15 protein-coding genes are annotated in these 14,767 nt (G+C 61.4%); 3 read left to right on the top strand and 12 right to left on the bottom strand.

The window, feature by feature from the left end; translation table 11 throughout:
• Window positions 1–43: 43 nt before the first annotated feature.
• Window positions 44–1,252, bottom strand: a complete 1,209-nt coding sequence (alaC, locus tag LCH65_RS21365) for an alanine transaminase (protein ID WP_003346356.1) — start codon at window positions 1,250–1,252, stop codon at window positions 44–46.
• Between the two features lie 337 nt (window positions 1,253–1,589).
• Here alaC and ilvD point away from each other — a divergent pair, with 337 nt between their 5' ends.
• A complete protein-coding gene (ilvD, locus tag LCH65_RS21360) occupies window positions 1,590–3,437 on the top strand; it encodes a dihydroxy-acid dehydratase (RefSeq protein WP_044308688.1) in 1,848 nt (615 codons plus the stop codon).
• Between the two features lie 69 nt (window positions 3,438–3,506).
• On the opposite strand, the gene LCH65_RS21355 is transcribed toward ilvD, so the two are convergent.
• The 8 genes from LCH65_RS21355 to LCH65_RS21320 all read right to left on the bottom strand — a co-directional run bounded on the left by LCH65_RS21355 (window position 3,507) and on the right by LCH65_RS21320 (window position 9,885).
• Window positions 3,507–3,830, bottom strand: coding sequence for a DUF3392 domain-containing protein (locus tag LCH65_RS21355; RefSeq protein ID WP_002551720.1), 324 nt, complete (start codon window positions 3,828–3,830; stop codon window positions 3,507–3,509).
• Between the two features lie 9 nt (window positions 3,831–3,839).
• A complete protein-coding gene (gene hemW / locus LCH65_RS21350) occupies window positions 3,840–5,054 on the bottom strand; it encodes a radical SAM family heme chaperone HemW (protein WP_044308687.1) in 1,215 nt (404 codons plus the stop codon).
• Entirely contained in the window at window positions 5,051–5,644 is a 594-nt protein-coding gene (rdgB, locus tag LCH65_RS21345) for an RdgB/HAM1 family non-canonical purine NTP pyrophosphatase (RefSeq protein ID WP_003366128.1), read from the bottom strand. Before rdgB ends, hemW begins: the two co-directional genes overlap by 4 nt.
• Before the next feature lie 33 nt (window positions 5,645–5,677).
• The gene (metW, locus tag LCH65_RS21340) at window positions 5,678–6,298 is read right to left on the bottom strand and encodes a methionine biosynthesis protein MetW (RefSeq protein ID WP_003316724.1); all 621 of its coding nucleotides are present in this window, start codon (window positions 6,296–6,298) and stop codon (window positions 5,678–5,680) included.
• Between the two features lie 7 nt (window positions 6,299–6,305).
• On the bottom strand, window positions 6,306–7,445 hold the full coding sequence (locus LCH65_RS21335; RefSeq protein ID WP_003432070.1) for a homoserine O-acetyltransferase: 1,140 nt from the start codon (window positions 7,443–7,445) through the stop codon (window positions 6,306–6,308).
• A 297-nt stretch (window positions 7,446–7,742) separates the two neighbouring features.
• Window positions 7,743–8,333 carry a YggT family protein gene (locus LCH65_RS21330; RefSeq protein WP_003366132.1) on the bottom strand — a complete coding sequence of 197 codons (591 nt, stop codon included), beginning with the start codon at window positions 8,331–8,333 and terminating at the stop codon, window positions 7,743–7,745.
• A gap of 25 nt (window positions 8,334–8,358) precedes the next feature.
• Window positions 8,359–9,177, bottom strand: coding sequence for a pyrroline-5-carboxylate reductase (proC, locus tag LCH65_RS21325; protein WP_003366134.1), 819 nt, complete (start codon window positions 9,175–9,177; stop codon window positions 8,359–8,361).
• Window positions 9,178–9,198: 21 nt separating this feature from the next.
• On the bottom strand, window positions 9,199–9,885 hold the full coding sequence (locus LCH65_RS21320; RefSeq protein ID WP_003366136.1) for a YggS family pyridoxal phosphate-dependent enzyme: 687 nt from the start codon (window positions 9,883–9,885) through the stop codon (window positions 9,199–9,201).
• Window positions 9,886–9,940: 55 nt separating this feature from the next.
• Here LCH65_RS21320 and LCH65_RS21315 point away from each other — a divergent pair, with 55 nt between their 5' ends.
• Window positions 9,941–10,975, top strand: coding sequence for a type IV pilus twitching motility protein PilT (locus LCH65_RS21315; RefSeq protein ID WP_003366137.1), 1,035 nt, complete (start codon window positions 9,941–9,943; stop codon window positions 10,973–10,975).
• A 95-nt stretch (window positions 10,976–11,070) separates the two neighbouring features.
• Here LCH65_RS21315 and LCH65_RS21310 read toward each other — a convergent pair whose 3' ends face one another.
• Window positions 11,071–11,748 carry a C40 family peptidase gene (locus LCH65_RS21310; RefSeq protein ID WP_003432065.1) on the bottom strand — a complete coding sequence of 226 codons (678 nt, stop codon included), beginning with the start codon at window positions 11,746–11,748 and terminating at the stop codon, window positions 11,071–11,073.
• Between the two features lie 250 nt (window positions 11,749–11,998).
• Between LCH65_RS21310 and LCH65_RS21305 the strand changes: the two genes are divergently transcribed.
• Window positions 11,999–12,403 carry a TM2 domain-containing protein gene (locus tag LCH65_RS21305; protein WP_003432061.1) on the top strand — a complete coding sequence of 135 codons (405 nt, stop codon included), beginning with the start codon at window positions 11,999–12,001 and terminating at the stop codon, window positions 12,401–12,403.
• Between the two features lie 91 nt (window positions 12,404–12,494).
• Here LCH65_RS21305 and LCH65_RS21300 read toward each other — a convergent pair whose 3' ends face one another.
• Both LCH65_RS21300 and LCH65_RS21295 read right to left on the bottom strand, forming a co-directional pair.
• On the bottom strand, window positions 12,495–13,766 hold the full coding sequence (locus LCH65_RS21300) for a dihydroorotase (protein ID WP_060708578.1): 1,272 nt from the start codon (window positions 13,764–13,766) through the stop codon (window positions 12,495–12,497).
• Window positions 13,763–14,767 carry an aspartate carbamoyltransferase catalytic subunit gene (locus LCH65_RS21295; RefSeq protein WP_003366142.1) on the bottom strand — a complete coding sequence of 335 codons (1,005 nt, stop codon included), beginning with the start codon at window positions 14,765–14,767 and terminating at the stop codon, window positions 13,763–13,765. The genes LCH65_RS21300 and LCH65_RS21295 overlap by 4 nt, the downstream gene beginning before the upstream one ends.

Here is a 14,767-nt window from a genome sequence, read left to right as displayed (position 1 = left end):
GCCGAGCGCAGTCGGTCAGCAGGCGCGGTGTCTCAGAAGGAACTCAGGACTTGAGCTTGTCGTCGGCCCTGAACATGCTGCGGATGCCACGAACGGCCTGGCGGATGCGGTCCTGGTTCTCGATCAGGGCGAAGCGCACATGATCGTCGCCGTACTCACCGAAACCGATGCCCGGCGAGACACACACCTTGGCTTCGGCCAGCAGCTTCTTGGCGAACTCCAGCGAACCCAGGTGCGCATAAGCCTGTGGAATCTTCGCCCAGACGTACATAGAGGCCTTGGGGTTCTCGACCATCCAGCCCAGCTCGTGCAAGCCCTTGACCAGCACGTTGCGGCGCTGGCGATACTGCTCGGCAATGTCGAGCACGCACTGCTGATCGCCTTCCAGCGCGGCAATCGCCGCCACCTGAAGTGGCGTGAAGGTACCGTAGTCGTGGTAACTCTTGATCCGCGCCAGTGCATTCACCAGTTCGGGGTTGCCGACCATGAAGCCAATCCGCCAGCCCGCCATGTTGTAGCTCTTGGACAAGGTGAAGAACTCCACGGCAATGTCCTTGGCGCCCGGCACCTGCATGATCGACGGGGCTTTCCAGCCATCGTAGACGATGTCGGCGTACGCCAGGTCATGCACCACCAGCACGTCGTACTGTTTGGCCAGAGCCACCACGCGCTCGAAGAAATCCAGCTCCACACATTGCGCAGTCGGGTTGGACGGAAAGCCCAGAATCATCATCTTCGGCTTGGGAATCGAGCCGCGAATGGCTTTTTCCAGCTCGTCGAAGAAGTCCACGCCTGGCACCAGCGGCACCGATCGCACCTGGGCGCCGGCAATCACGGCACCGTAGATGTGGATCGGGTAACTGGGGTTGGGCACCAGCACCGTGTCACCCTGATCCAGCGTGGCGAGCATCAGGTGGGCCAGGCCTTCCTTGGAACCAATGGTCACGATCGCTTCGCTTTCAGGGTCGATGTCGACCTCGTAGCGCTTCTTGTACCAGTTGGAAATCGCCCGACGCAGGCGTGGAATGCCGCGCGAGGTGGAGTAGCCGTGGGTGTCTTCGCGCTGGGCGACGGTGATCAGTTTTTCGACAATGTGCGGCGGTGTGGCCCCGTCGGGGTTGCCCATGCTCAGGTCGATAATGTCCTCACCGCGACGACGAGCAGCCATTTTCAGCTCGGCGGTGATGTTGAACACGTAAGGGGGGAGTCGATCGATGCGCGCAAAGCGGCGCGGCGAACCTTGGTCTGCCATGAGTATCTCGCGTACGTAAGCGCCCGGAACCGTCCGAGCGACGTGGCCACATGAGGCGGCCTGCCGAGGAAGATAGATGGGCTGACAGCCTTTTGTCCATCGGGATTTGCAACGCCGTGCCAAGACCGATATTCGGACCCCACCAAACCACCCGGCGGTGTAGAATCGGCGCTATTCATCGCCAGTCATCCCCGGCGGGTTTATGAGCTCAGGCCGAATACACGGTGATCCCGTGGTGTTCGGTTTCTTCGCTGCCTGCGGTCACTGCCGCTCGTTCGCGACGTCAATAGAAGCTCACTCCCTTCCTGATCAGCCTTATTTTTGCCGGAGTGTTTCAATGCCTGATTACCGCTCGAAAACGTCCACCCACGGCCGTAACATGGCCGGCGCCCGTGCCCTGTGGCGCGCCACGGGCATGAAGGACGAAGACTTCAAGAAACCGATCATTGCCATCGCCAACTCCTTCACCCAGTTCGTACCCGGCCACGTCCACCTCAAGGACATGGGCCAGCTGGTCGCGCGTGAAGTCGAGCGCGCCGGTGGCGTGGCCAAGGAATTCAACACCATTGCGGTCGACGATGGCATCGCCATGGGCCACGACGGGATGCTCTATTCGCTGCCGAGCCGCGAGATCATTGCCGACTCGGTCGAGTACATGGTCAATGCGCATTGCGCCGACGCCATCGTGTGCATTTCCAACTGCGACAAGATCACCCCGGGCATGCTGATGGCGTCGTTGCGCCTGAACATTCCGGTGATCTTCGTCTCCGGTGGGCCAATGGAAGCGGGCAAGACCAAACTGGCCAGCCATGGCCTGGATCTGGTCGATGCGATGGTCATCGCCGCCGACTCCACAGCCAGTGACGAAAAAGTCGCCGAGTACGAGCGCAGCGCCTGTCCGACCTGCGGGTCGTGTTCCGGCATGTTCACCGCCAACTCGATGAACTGCCTGACCGAAGCACTGGGTCTGGCCCTGCCGGGCAACGGTTCCGCACTCGCCACCCACAGCGACCGCGAGCAACTGTTCCTGCAGGCCGGCCGCACCATCGTTGACCTGTGCCGTCAGTACTACAAGGAAAACGATGACTCGGTGTTGCCGCGCAACATCGCCAACTTCAAGGCGTTCGAGAACGCCATGACGCTGGACATCGCCATGGGCGGTTCGACCAACACCATCCTGCACTTGCTGGCCGCTGCTCAGGAAGCCGAGATCGACTTCGACCTGCGCCACATCGACCGCCTGTCGCGCAAGGTGCCGCAGCTGTGCAAGGTCGCGCCGAACATCCAGAAGTACCACATGGAAGACGTGCACCGCGCGGGCGGGATCTTCAGCATCCTCGGCGAGCTGGCTCGTGGCGGCCTGCTGCACACCGACCTGCCGACCGTACACAGCAAGACCCTGGCTGAAGGCATCGCCAAATGGGACATCACCCAGACTGACGACGAGGCCGTGCACACCTTCTTCAAGGCAGGCCCGGCGGGCATCCCGACGCAGACCGCGTTCAGCCAGTCGACCCGCTGGGACAGCCTGGATGCTGACCGTGAAAACGGCTGCATCCGTAGCGTCCAGCACGCCTATTCGCAAGAAGGTGGCCTGGCCGTGCTGTACGGCAACATCGCACTGGACGGCTGCGTGGTGAAAACCGCTGGCGTCGACGAGTCGATCCACGTCTTCGAAGGCAACGCGAAGATCTTCGAAAGCCAGGACAGCGCGGTGCGCGGGATTCTCGCTGACGAAGTCAAAGCGGGCGACATTGTCATCATCCGCTACGAAGGCCCGAAAGGCGGCCCGGGCATGCAGGAAATGCTCTACCCGACGTCCTACCTGAAGTCCAAGGGGCTGGGCAAGGATTGCGCACTGCTGACTGATGGCCGCTTCTCGGGCGGTACGTCCGGCCTGTCCATCGGCCACGCCTCACCGGAAGCTGCGGCAGGCGGAGCGATCGGTCTGGTGCGCGACGGTGACAAGGTGCTGATCGACATCCCCAATCGCTCGATCAACCTGCTGATCGACGATGCCGAGATGGCCGAGCGTCGCACCGAACAGGACAAGAAAGGCTGGAAACCTGTCGAGTCGCGTCCACGCAAAGTGACCACCGCCCTCAAGGCCTACGCCCTGCTGGCGACCAGCGCTGACAAGGGCGCGGTGCGTGACAAGGCGTTGCTGGACAAACTGGTGCCTTGATCTGCATCGGCAACACTAAAAAGCCCGGCAGAGATGCCGGGCTTTTTGCTGCGTTTGAAAAAGCAGCGCTTACTTGCGGTCCGCAATTACCCCGATCAGCACCAGCACCACCAACAGCACCGGCGCCAGGCTGTAGTTGTTGAACTGGCTGAGGCCGCGCACTACCCAAGGCGTGGCATAGATCAGCGCCGCGCCGCTGCCCACGGCGCACAGCAGGGCGATGAGCGGGATGCGCAGAGCGCCTGTGATGCCGCTGATTCGCTGTTCCAGCCAGCCTTTGATGTCCGAGCCGAACAGCACCAGCAGGCAGCCCACCAGCGCGAGCGCGATTTCCGAGAGATTGCTGCGGCTCCAGCGCGAGACGGTGGCGAGCAAATCGAGTACGAAATCCATGCAGGGTCCTTAGATCAGAAAGTATTGCAGCAGGTCGTTGAGGAACAGCTGGCCTTGTGGCGTGGCGATCAGGCGTGTCGGGTCCTGGTGCAGCAACCCCTTTTGTTCAGCCTGTCGACGCGCCTCGGCCAGCGAATCGAGGCTTAGACCGGTTCTTTCGCGAAATAACGCAGCGTCCACACCATTTGTCAGTCGCAGTGCGTTCATCAGGAATTCGAACGGCAATTCATCCAGCGGCAACAGCTTGGAACCGGCCTGAAACGGCTTGTCCGGGTTCAGGTAATCCTTGGGCAGCCGGGTTTTCCAGGTGCGCATGATGCGCCCGTCCGGGTGGCTCAGCTTGCCGTGTGCACCTGCGCCGATGCCGATGAAATCACCGAACGCCCAATAGTTGAGGTTATGCCGCGCCGGTTTTCCGGGCTGTGCATAAGCCGACACTTCGTATTGCGCGTAGCCATGAGTGGCCAGCAACTGCTGTCCGGTTTCCTGAATGTCCCAAAGAATGTCGTCTTCGGGCAGCACCGGTGGCTGATTCCAGAACACCGTGTTGGGCTCCAGGGTCAGTTGATACCAGGACAGGTGGGTCGGCGCGAGGGCAATGGCCTGGCGCAGATCGGCCAGCGCCTCGTCCTGGGACTGATCCGGCAGGCCGTGCATCAGGTCCAGGTTGAAGTTGTCGAAACCGGCCTGACGCGCCATATCGGCGGCACGAATTGCTTCGTCGCCGTTGTGAATGCGGCCCAGCGCCTTGAGTTTGGATTCCTGAAAGCTCTGAATGCCGATCGACAGTCGATTGATGCCCAGGCCGCGATAGGCGCTGAACTTGACCTGCTCGAAGGTGCCCGGGTTGGCTTCCAGCGTGATCTCGATATCGCTGGCAAAACAGATGCGCTGTTCGACGCCTTGCAGCAGGCGCCCCAGCGCATCGGCGCTGAACAGGCTCGGCGTACCGCCACCAAAGAAGATCGATTGCAGCTCGCGGCCGTAGACGTGCGGCAGGTCCAGGTCCAGGTCGGCGAGCAGGGCGTCGACGTATTCCTGTTCCGGCAGCACCGGGCTGGCAGTGTGCGAGTTGAAGTCGCAGTACGGGCATTTGCGCACGCACCACGGAATATGGATGTACAGCGACAACGGCGGCAGGTGCGGCAGTGCAGGGCGCGGGCTCTCTGACGAGAAGCCGCTCTCGCCGAGAAACAGCGGCTGCGCAGGCGAATCGTGGGTCATTGCAGACCCAGGCGTTGCCGCAACAGGACCATCGCGCGGGCGCGGTGGCTGAGTTGGTTCTTCTCGGTCGGGCCCAGTTCGGCACTCGAGCAGTTGCGCTCCGGCACCCAGAACAGCGGGTCATAGCCGAAGCCGTGTTCACCGCTGGCGGCGTGCAGGATGCGCCCGTGCCACAGCCCTTCACAGAGGATCGGCAATGGATCGTCGGCGTGGCGCACCAGCGCCAATACGCAGACGAACTGTGCACCACGCTGGTCGTCCGGCACGTCTTTGAGCGCTTCCAGCAGCTTGGCGTTGTTGGCGGCATCGCCCTGGCCATCGGCGTAGCGTGCGGAATAGATACCCGGCGCACCGCCGAGAAAGTCCACCGCCAGCCCTGAGTCGTCGGCCAGCGCAGGCAGACCGGACAGACGCGCGGCGTTGCGTGCCTTGAGGATTGCATTCTCGACGAATGACAGGCCGGTTTCTTCCGGCTCCACCAGACTGAACTCGCTGACCGAGCGCAGCGTTACACTGCCGCCGAGCATGGCTTGGAGTTCCTTGAGTTTGCCGCCATTGTGGCTGGCCAGTACGAGTTGTGTGAGGTTCATGGTTGGCCTGTCGTGGTGCTTGGGAACGGTCGGTTAAACGGCAATCCTGTGGTCCGTCAGCCCAGGGCTGGTGACGCGGTAGATGCCGATCTCGCCGAGCAGATTGGGCCAGAGTTTGCTGGCCCAGCCATGACGATGTTGCTGATCGACCGCCAGCCTGTCGAGCACCTGCGCATCGCGCTCGCGGCACAGCTCTTCGAAGTCGCCGAAGGTGCAGAAGTGAATGTTCGGCGTGTTGTACCAGGTATACGGCAGGAATTCGGACACTGGCATGCGGCCCTTGCTCGCCAGGTACCAGCGGCAGCGCCAGTGACCGAAGTTCGGGAAGGTGATGATGCACTGGCGACCGACGCGCAGCATCTCGTCGAGGATTCGGTCCGGGTAATGCACCGCTTGCAGGGCCTGGGTCATGACCACGACGTCAAAGCTGTTGCTGGCAAAGTTGCCCAGCCCCTTGTCGAGGTCCTGCTCGATGACGTTGATGCCCTTGGCGACACACTCGGCAATGTTGGCGGCGTCGTTTTCCAGCCCGTAGCCGGTGACCTGCTTGTGGTCACGCAGCCAGGTCAGCAATTCGCCGTCGCCACAACCCAGATCGAGCACGCGGCTGCCCGCGGGAATCCATTCCTGAATGATTTCCAGATCGGCTCTCATGGCGTCCTCACAACGAAATTCGGTTCATGTAATTACCGAAAGCCTGCAAGTAGCGCGGAATCGGGATCAGAAAGGCGTCGTGGCCTTGAGGTGCGTCGATTTCCAGGTAGCAGACGTCCTTGCGCGCGGCCATCAGCGCGTCCACCAGTTCCCGCGAGCGGGCTGGCGAGAAGCGCCAGTCGGTGGTGAACGACATCACGCAGAATTTGGCGGTGGCGTTGGCGAAGGTCTTGGCCAGATCATCGTTGAAGTTCGCCGCAGGGTCGAAGTAATCCAGCGCTTTGGTCATCAACAGGTAGGTATTGGCGTCAAAACGCCCGGAAAACTCCTCACCCTGATAACGCAGGTAGCTCTCGACCTGAAACTCGACGCTGTGGAAATCGTAGTTGAGTTTTTCGCTCTTCAGGCCACGGCCGAATTTCTCGCCCATCGAGTCATCCGACAGGTAGGTGATGTGCCCGACCATCCGCGCCAGCATCAGGCCGCGTTTGGGAATCACTCCGCGTTCCTGGAACGAACCGCCGTGAAATTCAGGGTCGGTAAGAATGGCTTGGCGCGCCACCTCGTTGAATGCGATGTTCTGTGCCGACAGCTTGGGCGCCGAGGCGATTGCCAGGCAATGGCGCACGCGATCCGGGTAGCTGATGGTCCATTGCAGTGCCTGCATGCCACCCAGACTGCCGCCAATGACCGCTGCCCAGGTGTCGATACCCAGCAGATCCGCCAGCCGGGCCTGGCTGTTGACCCAGTCTTCCACGGTCACCACCGGGAAATTGGCACCGAACGGCTTGCCGGTGTCCGGGTCAATGCTGCTCGGCCCGGTGGAGCCATTGCAGCCGCCCAGATTGTTAAGGCTGACGACGAAGAACTTGTTGGTGTCGATAGGCTTGCCGGGACCGATACAGCTGTCCCACCAACCGGGTTTGCGGTCATCGGCACTGTGGAAGCCTGCGGCATGGTGATGCCCGGACAGCGCATGACAGATCAGCACGGCATTGCTGCGTGCGGCGTTGAGTTGACCGTAGGTTTCGTAAATCAGGTCATAGGCTGGCAACGAACGACCACAGGCCAGCGCCAGAGGCTCGCTGAAATGCGCCGTTTGCGGTGTGACCAGTCCGACAGAATCGTGAGGGAATACCGTGGGCATCGACCCTGCTCTCGCATAAATGAGGCGTAAGTCTAAAGACCGCGGGGTGCAGCGGCAATAAGGGATGTTGTGAGACGTAAATCAACGGCACGATAGTTACGAGGTGATCGTTCCTCACGCTCCAGCGCGGGAATGCCTAGGGTGACGCTCCGCGTCACAGATCTGCGCCGTGCCGCATGCTCCGGATAGGACGCGGAGCGTCCAGAACGGCATGCCCACGCGGAGCATGGGCACGATAGGCGTTCTTTCGAACGTCACGCTCCAGCGCGGGAACCTCTAGCGCGGGAACAAGAGTGCTTACATCAACAGCCGCAGCACATCCGGCATGCCGCTCATGGCGGCGAGGTTGTTGATGACCAGCATGTCCAGCAGCTTGAGCACCAGGAATGCGAGGATCGGCGAGATGTCCAGGCCGCCCAGGTTCGGGACGATCCTGCGGAACGGTGCCAGTGCCGGTTCGCAGATCTGGTTGACCAGTTCCGCGCCAGGGTTGTGGCTGCCCGGTGCGACCCACGACAGAATCACGCTGATGATCAGGGCAAAGAAGAATATCTTCAGGAACAGCGCGGTCACGCCGATGATCGACCACAGCAGCAGGTGCAGCGGGTCGCCCGTGGTGCCGAACATCAGCAGCAGGGTCAGGGCCATCAGGATCATCTGCACGATGATCGCCAGCACCAGCGAAGACATGTCCAGCCCGAACAGGCTGGGGATGATGCGTCGCAGCGGCTTGAGCAGCGGCTGGGTGGCGCGCACGATGAACTGGCACAGCGGGTTGTAGAAGTTGGCCCGTACCAGTTGCAGGACGAAGCGCAACAGCACGATCAGCAGGTAAAGACTGCCAAGCGTCTGCAGGACGTAAATTGCAGCGGTGTTCAATCCGATCATCGATCTGCTCCAGAAAACCCGAAAATTATTTGCCCAGTTGTTCAGCCAGCTCGGCTGCACGATGGTCTGCGGCGGTCAGTGCCGTTTCCACCAGTGCCTCGAAACCGCCCGCCTGAAATGCCTTGATGGCCGCCTCGGTGGTCCCGCCCGGCGATGTAACGCGACGACGCAGCTCGCCAGCGCCTGCATCACTGCCAGTCGCGATCAAGGCCGAGCCCAGCGCTGTCTGCAGGGTCAGCTTTTTAGCGATGTCCTCTGGCAGACCCAGTTTCACGCCTGCCGCGGTCATCGCTTCCATCATCAGAAAGAAATACGCCGGGCCACTGCCGGACACTGCCGTGACAGCGTCCATGTGTTTTTCCTGCTCGACCCAGACCGCGATGCCGACTGCGGCCAGCAACGCCTCGGCCTGCTCACGCTGCTCTGGCGTGACGTTGTCGGTCGCGTACAACCCGCTGGCACCCTGACGCAGCAGTGAGGGCGTATTGGGCATGCAGCGCACCACCGGCTGCTCGCCCAGCCATTGCGTCAGGCTGGCGCAGGTGATGCCGGCCGCGACCGAAACAATCAGCTGGTGAGGTTCGAGACTGGGCTTCAAGGCCTGGCAGACGTTTTTCATCATCTGCGGCTTGACCGCCAGTACCACCACGTCGGCGCCATTGATCGCGTCGGCGTTGTCGGCGAATACCTGGATGCCGTGATCGTTGGCGATGCGCTCGCGGGTTTCGGCACCCGGCGCACTGGCACTGATCAGTGCCGCCTCCACGCCCTGGGCGCGCAGGCCGCCGATCAGGCTGGCGGCCATGTTTCCGGCACCAACGAAGGCAATACGGGTCTTGCTCATGAAGGGGTCCTTATGAAGAGGTTATGGCTGGCCATAGTCGCGGGCGCCAAAAAGAGCGGTGCCGATGCGCACCCAGGTCGCGCCTTGTGCAACGGCGGCTTCCAGGTCGTGGCTCATGCCCATGGAAAGTGTGTCGAGCGGCAGGTGCAATTGCTCCTGCAGCGTGCGCACTGCGGCGAAGGATGCGTTCTGCGCCGCAGGATCGTCTGTAGGCTCGGGGATAGCCATCAGGCCGCGCAACCTGAGTCGCGGCAGGGCGCTGATGGCCGCGGCCAGCGCAGGCAGGTCCTGAGGCGTACAGCCCGATTTGCTGGCTTCGCCACTGACGTTCACCTGAATGCAGATGTTCAGCGGTTCAAGCGCTTCGGGGCGTTGCTCGGACAGGCGTTGAGCGATTTTCAGGCGGTCCACGGAATGTACCCAGTCGAAGTTCTCGGCGATAGCTCGCGTCTTGTTCGATTGAATGGGGCCAATAAAGTGCCAGCACAAGGGTAGGTCGCTCAGTTCGAGCTGTTTGCCCAGTGCTTCCTGTAAATAATTTTCGCCAAAATCGCGCAAACCTGCGGTGTAAGCTTCACGCAGGTCACTGGCGGGCTTGGTTTTACTCACCGCCAGCAGGCCGACGGACGCTGGATCGCGCTCAGCAGCAAGCGCTGCGTCGCGAATTCGCTGTTCGAGCGTTGAAATGTTCGCTGCTATCGTGGACATTGATTTGCGCCAGCAGGGCTAAAGTCTGCGGCATTCTATGTGATTGAGGAGCTGTATGGATATTACCGAGCTGCTGGCCTTCAGTGCCAAACAGGGCGCGTCGGATTTGCACCTCTCTGCAGGTCTGCCGCCAATGATCCGCGTCGACGGCGATGTACGGCGTATCAACCTGCCTCCGCTGGACGCGAAGGAGGTCAAGGCGCTGATCTACGACATCATGAACGACAAGCAACGGCAGGACTTCGAAGAACGGCTGGAAACCGACTTTTCCTTCGAAGTGCCGGGCGTGGCGCGGTTTCGGGTCAACGCTTTCAACCAGAACCGCGGTGCTGGCGCGGTCTTCCGGACCATCCCTTCGAAAATCCTGAGCATGGAAGACTTGGGCATGGGCAGTGTGTTTCGGAAGATTACCGACGTGGCGCGTGGCCTGATTCTGGTCACCGGTCCGACCGGCTCAGGCAAGTCGACCACCCTGGCGGCGATGATCGACTACCTGAATAACAACAAGCATCACCACATTCTTACCATCGAGGACCCGATCGAATTCGTCCACGAGTCGAAGAAGTGCCTGGTCAACCAGCGCGAGGTGCACCGCGACACACTGGGCTTCTCGGAGGCGCTGCGCTCGGCGTTGCGTGAAGACCCGGACGTGATTCTGGTCGGGGAGATGCGTGACCTGGAGACCATCCGCCTGGCGCTGACCGCGGCTGAAACCGGCCACCTGGTATTCGGCACGCTGCACACCACATCAGCAGCCAAGACCATCGACCGGATCGTCGATGTGTTTCCGGCTCAGGAAAAGTCGATGATTCGCTCGATGCTCTCCGAATCGCTGCACGCCGTGGTTTCGCAGGCGTTGCTCAAGAAGGTCGGCGGCGGACGCGTGGCGGCACACGAAATCATGATGGGCACCCCGGCGATCCGTAACCTGATCCGCGAGGACAAGGTGGCGCAGATGTATTCGTCGATCCAGACGGGCGGCTCGATGGGCATGCAGACGCTGGACATGTGCCTGGCCGATCTGGTGAAGAAGGGGCTGATCACCCGTGAAAGCGCGCGCGAACGTGCCAAGGTGCCGGATAACTTCTGATCGCAGGGAGGCTGCAGGAACGAAAAAGGGGTCTTGAACTCGTTCAAGACCCCTTTTTTCAGATGCGGCTTGCGGACCGCGGATTCACACCAGGATCAGCGCTGAACCACACGCATCTGTCCGGGTTGCTTGGGCAGCACGCGCTTGGCGATCTTGTAGTGACTGTTCCAATACGGTTTGTTCAGCGTATCGACAGTTACGGCCTTGCCACGGCGCGGCGCATGAACGAACTTGTTGTCGCCCAGGTAAATGGCGACGTGGTTGATGTTGCGGCTCTTGATATTGAAGAACAGCAGGTCACCGGGTTTCAGATCCTTGCGATCCACCGTCTGACCATGACCCTGGGCCATGGCATTGGAGGTGCGTGGCAGGTCGACCTCACGGACATCCGTGTAGGCGTATTTGACCAGTCCGCTGCAGTCCAGGCCTTTGCCGGGCGTGGTGCCGCCCCAGCGATAAGGCGTGCCCACAGCCTGCAAGGCGCGTTTTACAACGGCGCTGCCTTGCTTGGCAGGGGCAGAAGCCTGCAAGGCCGCGATTTTTTTGGCGTTCTTGCGTGAAAGCGGCTTCTGGACGGCGCTGGTAGCGCCGTACTGAGTTCGGGTGGTGGTGGCTTCCTTGGGTGCATTGCGAGTCGCGAGTGCCGGTGAAGAGTGGCTTTTGGCGGTGTAGCCCGTGAAGCTCGCAGGAAGTTGTTGCTCACGATTGGTGGCGTGGGCGGCCAGTGGCATAAATAGGCAAATGGTTAGCCATGTCTTGAAAAAAGGACGCATTCGGCAGGGCTCATGGTGGTCAGCGCGCAACTTTATAACAGCTTTTTCAAAAAAACTGACCCCATTTGTCGAGCGCATCACAGTGGCATCATTGCGTTTTATGCGACAGACTCTTTCTTTTTTCGGGCTAATCCCTTTAGCGACAAGGGCTTGGCGGCATTAAACCGCCTCATGTGCCATACGTCGGAATAGGGAAACCAAGTCACAATTTTGTTATGTATTTTTTTCTATCAGCACAAAGAGGGCAAAAATGAACGCCTATCGTTCAGACACACACAGCAAGGTCATGGGTTACCTGATGTGGATTTTCGGCTTCCTGGGAGCGCATCGCTTCTACTACGGCAAACCGGTCACCGGGACCATCTGGTTCTTCACGTTCGGTCTGTTTGGCATTGGCTGGCTGATCGACCTGTTCCTGATCCCGTCGATGGACCGTGACGCCGACCTGCGCTTTACCCCCGGCTCCACCGACTACAGCGTTGCGTGGGTGCTGCTGACCTTCCTCGGCCTGTTCGGCGTGCACCGCATGTACCAGGGCAAGTGGATTACCGGTGTTATCTACCTGTTTACCGGCGGGCTGTTTCTGGTGGGCATCCTCTATGACTTCTGGACATTGAATGACCAGATCTCGATGAAGAACGCCCGACGCGGGTAAAGCTTGGGCAGAGGGGCTGACGCAGAGCGTCGCCCGGCTCGCTCCCACAGTGATGCAACGAGGAACGTGGGAGCGAGAGCCCGGAGCGGGCTCAACGGCTGTAGCTGATCCGTCCATCCACCAGTGTGTAGCGTACCGAACCGGGCAGGCAGTGACCGATGAAGGGGCAGTTTTCGCCTTTTGACAGCCAGGTCTCGCCGGCAACCGTCGAGGCGGCAGGGTCGAACAGGACGATGTCGGCAGGCGCTCCTGCGCTCAGCTTGCCGGCTGGCAGGCGCAGCGCGGCGGCAGGGCCGCTGCTCAGGCGGGCGATCAGGGTCGGCAGGTCCAGCAGGCCGTCATCCACCAGGGTCATGGCCAGCGGCAGCAACAGTTCGACGCTGCTGATGCCCGGCTCCGTAGCGCCAAACGGCGCCAGCTTGGCATCGCGTTCGTGCGGCTGGTGATGGCTGGAAATCGCCTGAATGACACCGCTCTTCACCGCTTCACGCAGACCATCGCGGTCAGCGCGGGTGCGCAGCGGCGGCTGGACGTGATAGAGGCTGGAGAAGTCGATCAGCGCCTCGTCAGTCAGAATCAACTGATACAACGCCACATCCGCCGTCACCGGCAGACCGCGCGCCTGTGCCTGGGCGATCAGCGCCGCGCCACGGGCACTGGTCAGCTGGCTGAAGTGCGCACGTACACCGCTCTGTTCGACCAGCAACAGGTCGCGAGCCATCGCTACGGTTTCGGCCGTCTCGGGAATGCCCGCCAGACCCAGGAAACTGGCCGTCGGACCATCGTGTGCCAGACCGCCTTCGGCCAGATCACGATCCTGCGAGTTGAAAATCACCGTCAGGTCGAAGGTCGCCGCATATTCCAGTGCCCGGCACAGCGTGCGGGTGTTGCTGAAGCTGCTCAGACCATTGCCGAAGGCCACGCAACCTGCGTCGCGCAGGGCGATCAGTTCTGCCAGCTGTTCGCCTTCCAGGCCCTTGCTCAGCGCCCCGATGGGGAACACCTTGCTGAACCCGGCCTCACGGGCGCGGTCGAGGATCAGCTCGGCCACTGCCGAGGTGTCGAGCACCGGTTTGGTACGTGGCGGGCAGCACAGGCTGGTCACGCCGCCTGCCACCGCTGCGCGGGTTTCGCTGGCGATGCTGCCCTTGCGACTGTAGCCAGGTTCGCGCAAGGACACATTGAGGTCGACCAGGCCCGGTGCTGCGACCAGCCCGGTAGCGTCGATGGTCTGAGTGGGCTCGAAACCCGCCGGGGCCGAACCGATGGCGCTGAGTTTGCCTGCTTCAAGGTGCAGGTCAGTGATTTGATCCAGCCCGCTGACCGGGTCGATGACGCGAGCGCCGAGGATGCTGAGCTTCACTGGGCGTTCTCCTGTTCGAATTGGCGTTGTGCGTTTTGTCCGCTCATGGCCATGGACAGCACCGCCATGCGGATCGCGATACCGTAAGTCACTTGATTGAGAATCACCGAATGCGCGCCGTCGGCCACTGCCGATTCGATTTCCACGCCGCGGTTGATCGGGCCGGGGTGCATGACAATCGCATCCGGCTTCGCAGCCGCCAGGCGCGCGGTGGTCAGGCCGAACAGGCGGTAGAACTCGCCTTCGCTGGGCAGCAGGCCGCCGGTCATGCGTTCACGCTGCAGGCGCAGCATGATGACCACGTCCACGTCCTTCAAACCTTCGTTGAGGTCGGTGTAGACCTTGACCCCGTATTGCTCGACGCCTACCGGCAGCAGGGTTTTCGGCCCGATCACGCGGATATCCGGGCAGCCCAGCGCCTTGAGCGCAAGCATATTGGAGCGTGCGACCCGTGAATGCAGGATGTCACCGACGATGGCCACCGACAGGTTCTCGAAACCGCCCTTGTGACGGCGGATGGTCAGCATGTCGAGCATGCCCTGGGTCGGGTGGGCATGGCGTCCGTCGCCGCCGTTGATGATCGCGACGTCCGGGCATACGTGTTCGGCAATGAAGTGCGCCGCACCCGAGTCGGCGTGGCGCACGACGAACATGTCGGCGGCCATCGCTTCGAGGTTGCGCAAGGTGTCGAACAGCGTTTCCCCCTTGCTGGTGGACGAGGTCGAGACGTTCAGCGTGATCACGTCGGCTGACAGGCGCTGGGCTGCCAGCTCAAAGGTGGTGCGGGTGCGCGTGGAGTTCTCGAAGAACACGTTGCACACCGTCTTGCCGCGCAACAACGGGACTTTCTTGACCGCCCGGGCGCCGACTTCAAGGAACGAGTCGGCCGTGTCGAGAATTTCGGTAAGCAGCTCGCGGGGCAAGCCGTCCAGAGACAGGAAATGGCGCAGCTGGCCCAAGTGGTTGAGCTGCAGCGGGCGCTTGGCGTCGAGAGGCGTCAT

The sequence above is a fragment of the Pseudomonas sp. MWU16-30316 genome (assembly GCF_020515645.1).
GTDB lineage: Bacteria > Pseudomonadota > Gammaproteobacteria > Pseudomonadales > Pseudomonadaceae > Aquipseudomonas > Aquipseudomonas cerasi.
This window is presented reverse-complemented; position numbering and strand designations above follow the sequence as displayed.

Bases quoted from the DNA above. Each gene is read 5' to 3' on its own strand.
- LCH65_RS21355 (WP_002551720.1), bottom strand. From the start codon at position 3,830: ATGGATTTCGTACTCGATTTGCTCGCCACCGTCTCGCGCTGGAGCCGC.
- LCH65_RS21335 (WP_003432070.1), bottom strand. From the start codon at position 7,445: ATGCCCACGGTATTCCCTCACGATTCTGTCGGACTGGTCACACCGCAA.
- LCH65_RS21310 (WP_003432065.1), bottom strand. From the start codon at position 11,748: ATGCGTCCTTTTTTCAAGACATGGCTAACCATTTGCCTATTTATGCCA.
- hemW (WP_044308687.1), bottom strand. From the start codon at position 5,054: ATGACCCACGATTCGCCTGCGCAGCCGCTGTTTCTCGGCGAGAGCGGC.
- LCH65_RS21330 (WP_003366132.1), bottom strand. From the start codon at position 8,333: ATGATCGGATTGAACACCGCTGCAATTTACGTCCTGCAGACGCTTGGC.
- proC (WP_003366134.1), bottom strand. From the start codon at position 9,177: ATGAGCAAGACCCGTATTGCCTTCGTTGGTGCCGGAAACATGGCCGCC.
- LCH65_RS21320 (WP_003366136.1), bottom strand. From the start codon at position 9,885: ATGTCCACGATAGCAGCGAACATTTCAACGCTCGAACAGCGAATTCGC.
- ilvD (WP_044308688.1), top strand. From the start codon at position 1,590: ATGCCTGATTACCGCTCGAAAACGTCCACCCACGGCCGTAACATGGCC.
- LCH65_RS21305 (WP_003432061.1), top strand. From the start codon at position 11,999: ATGAACGCCTATCGTTCAGACACACACAGCAAGGTCATGGGTTACCTG.
- metW (WP_003316724.1), bottom strand. From the start codon at position 6,298: ATGAGAGCCGATCTGGAAATCATTCAGGAATGGATTCCCGCGGGCAGC.
- rdgB (WP_003366128.1), bottom strand. From the start codon at position 5,644: ATGAACCTCACACAACTCGTACTGGCCAGCCACAATGGCGGCAAACTC.
- LCH65_RS21315 (WP_003366137.1), top strand. From the start codon at position 9,941: ATGGATATTACCGAGCTGCTGGCCTTCAGTGCCAAACAGGGCGCGTCG.
- alaC (WP_003346356.1), bottom strand. From the start codon at position 1,252: ATGGCAGACCAAGGTTCGCCGCGCCGCTTTGCGCGCATCGATCGACTC.
- LCH65_RS21295 (WP_003366142.1), bottom strand. From the start codon at position 14,767: ATGACGCCTCTCGACGCCAAGCGCCCGCTGCAGCTCAACCACTTGGGC.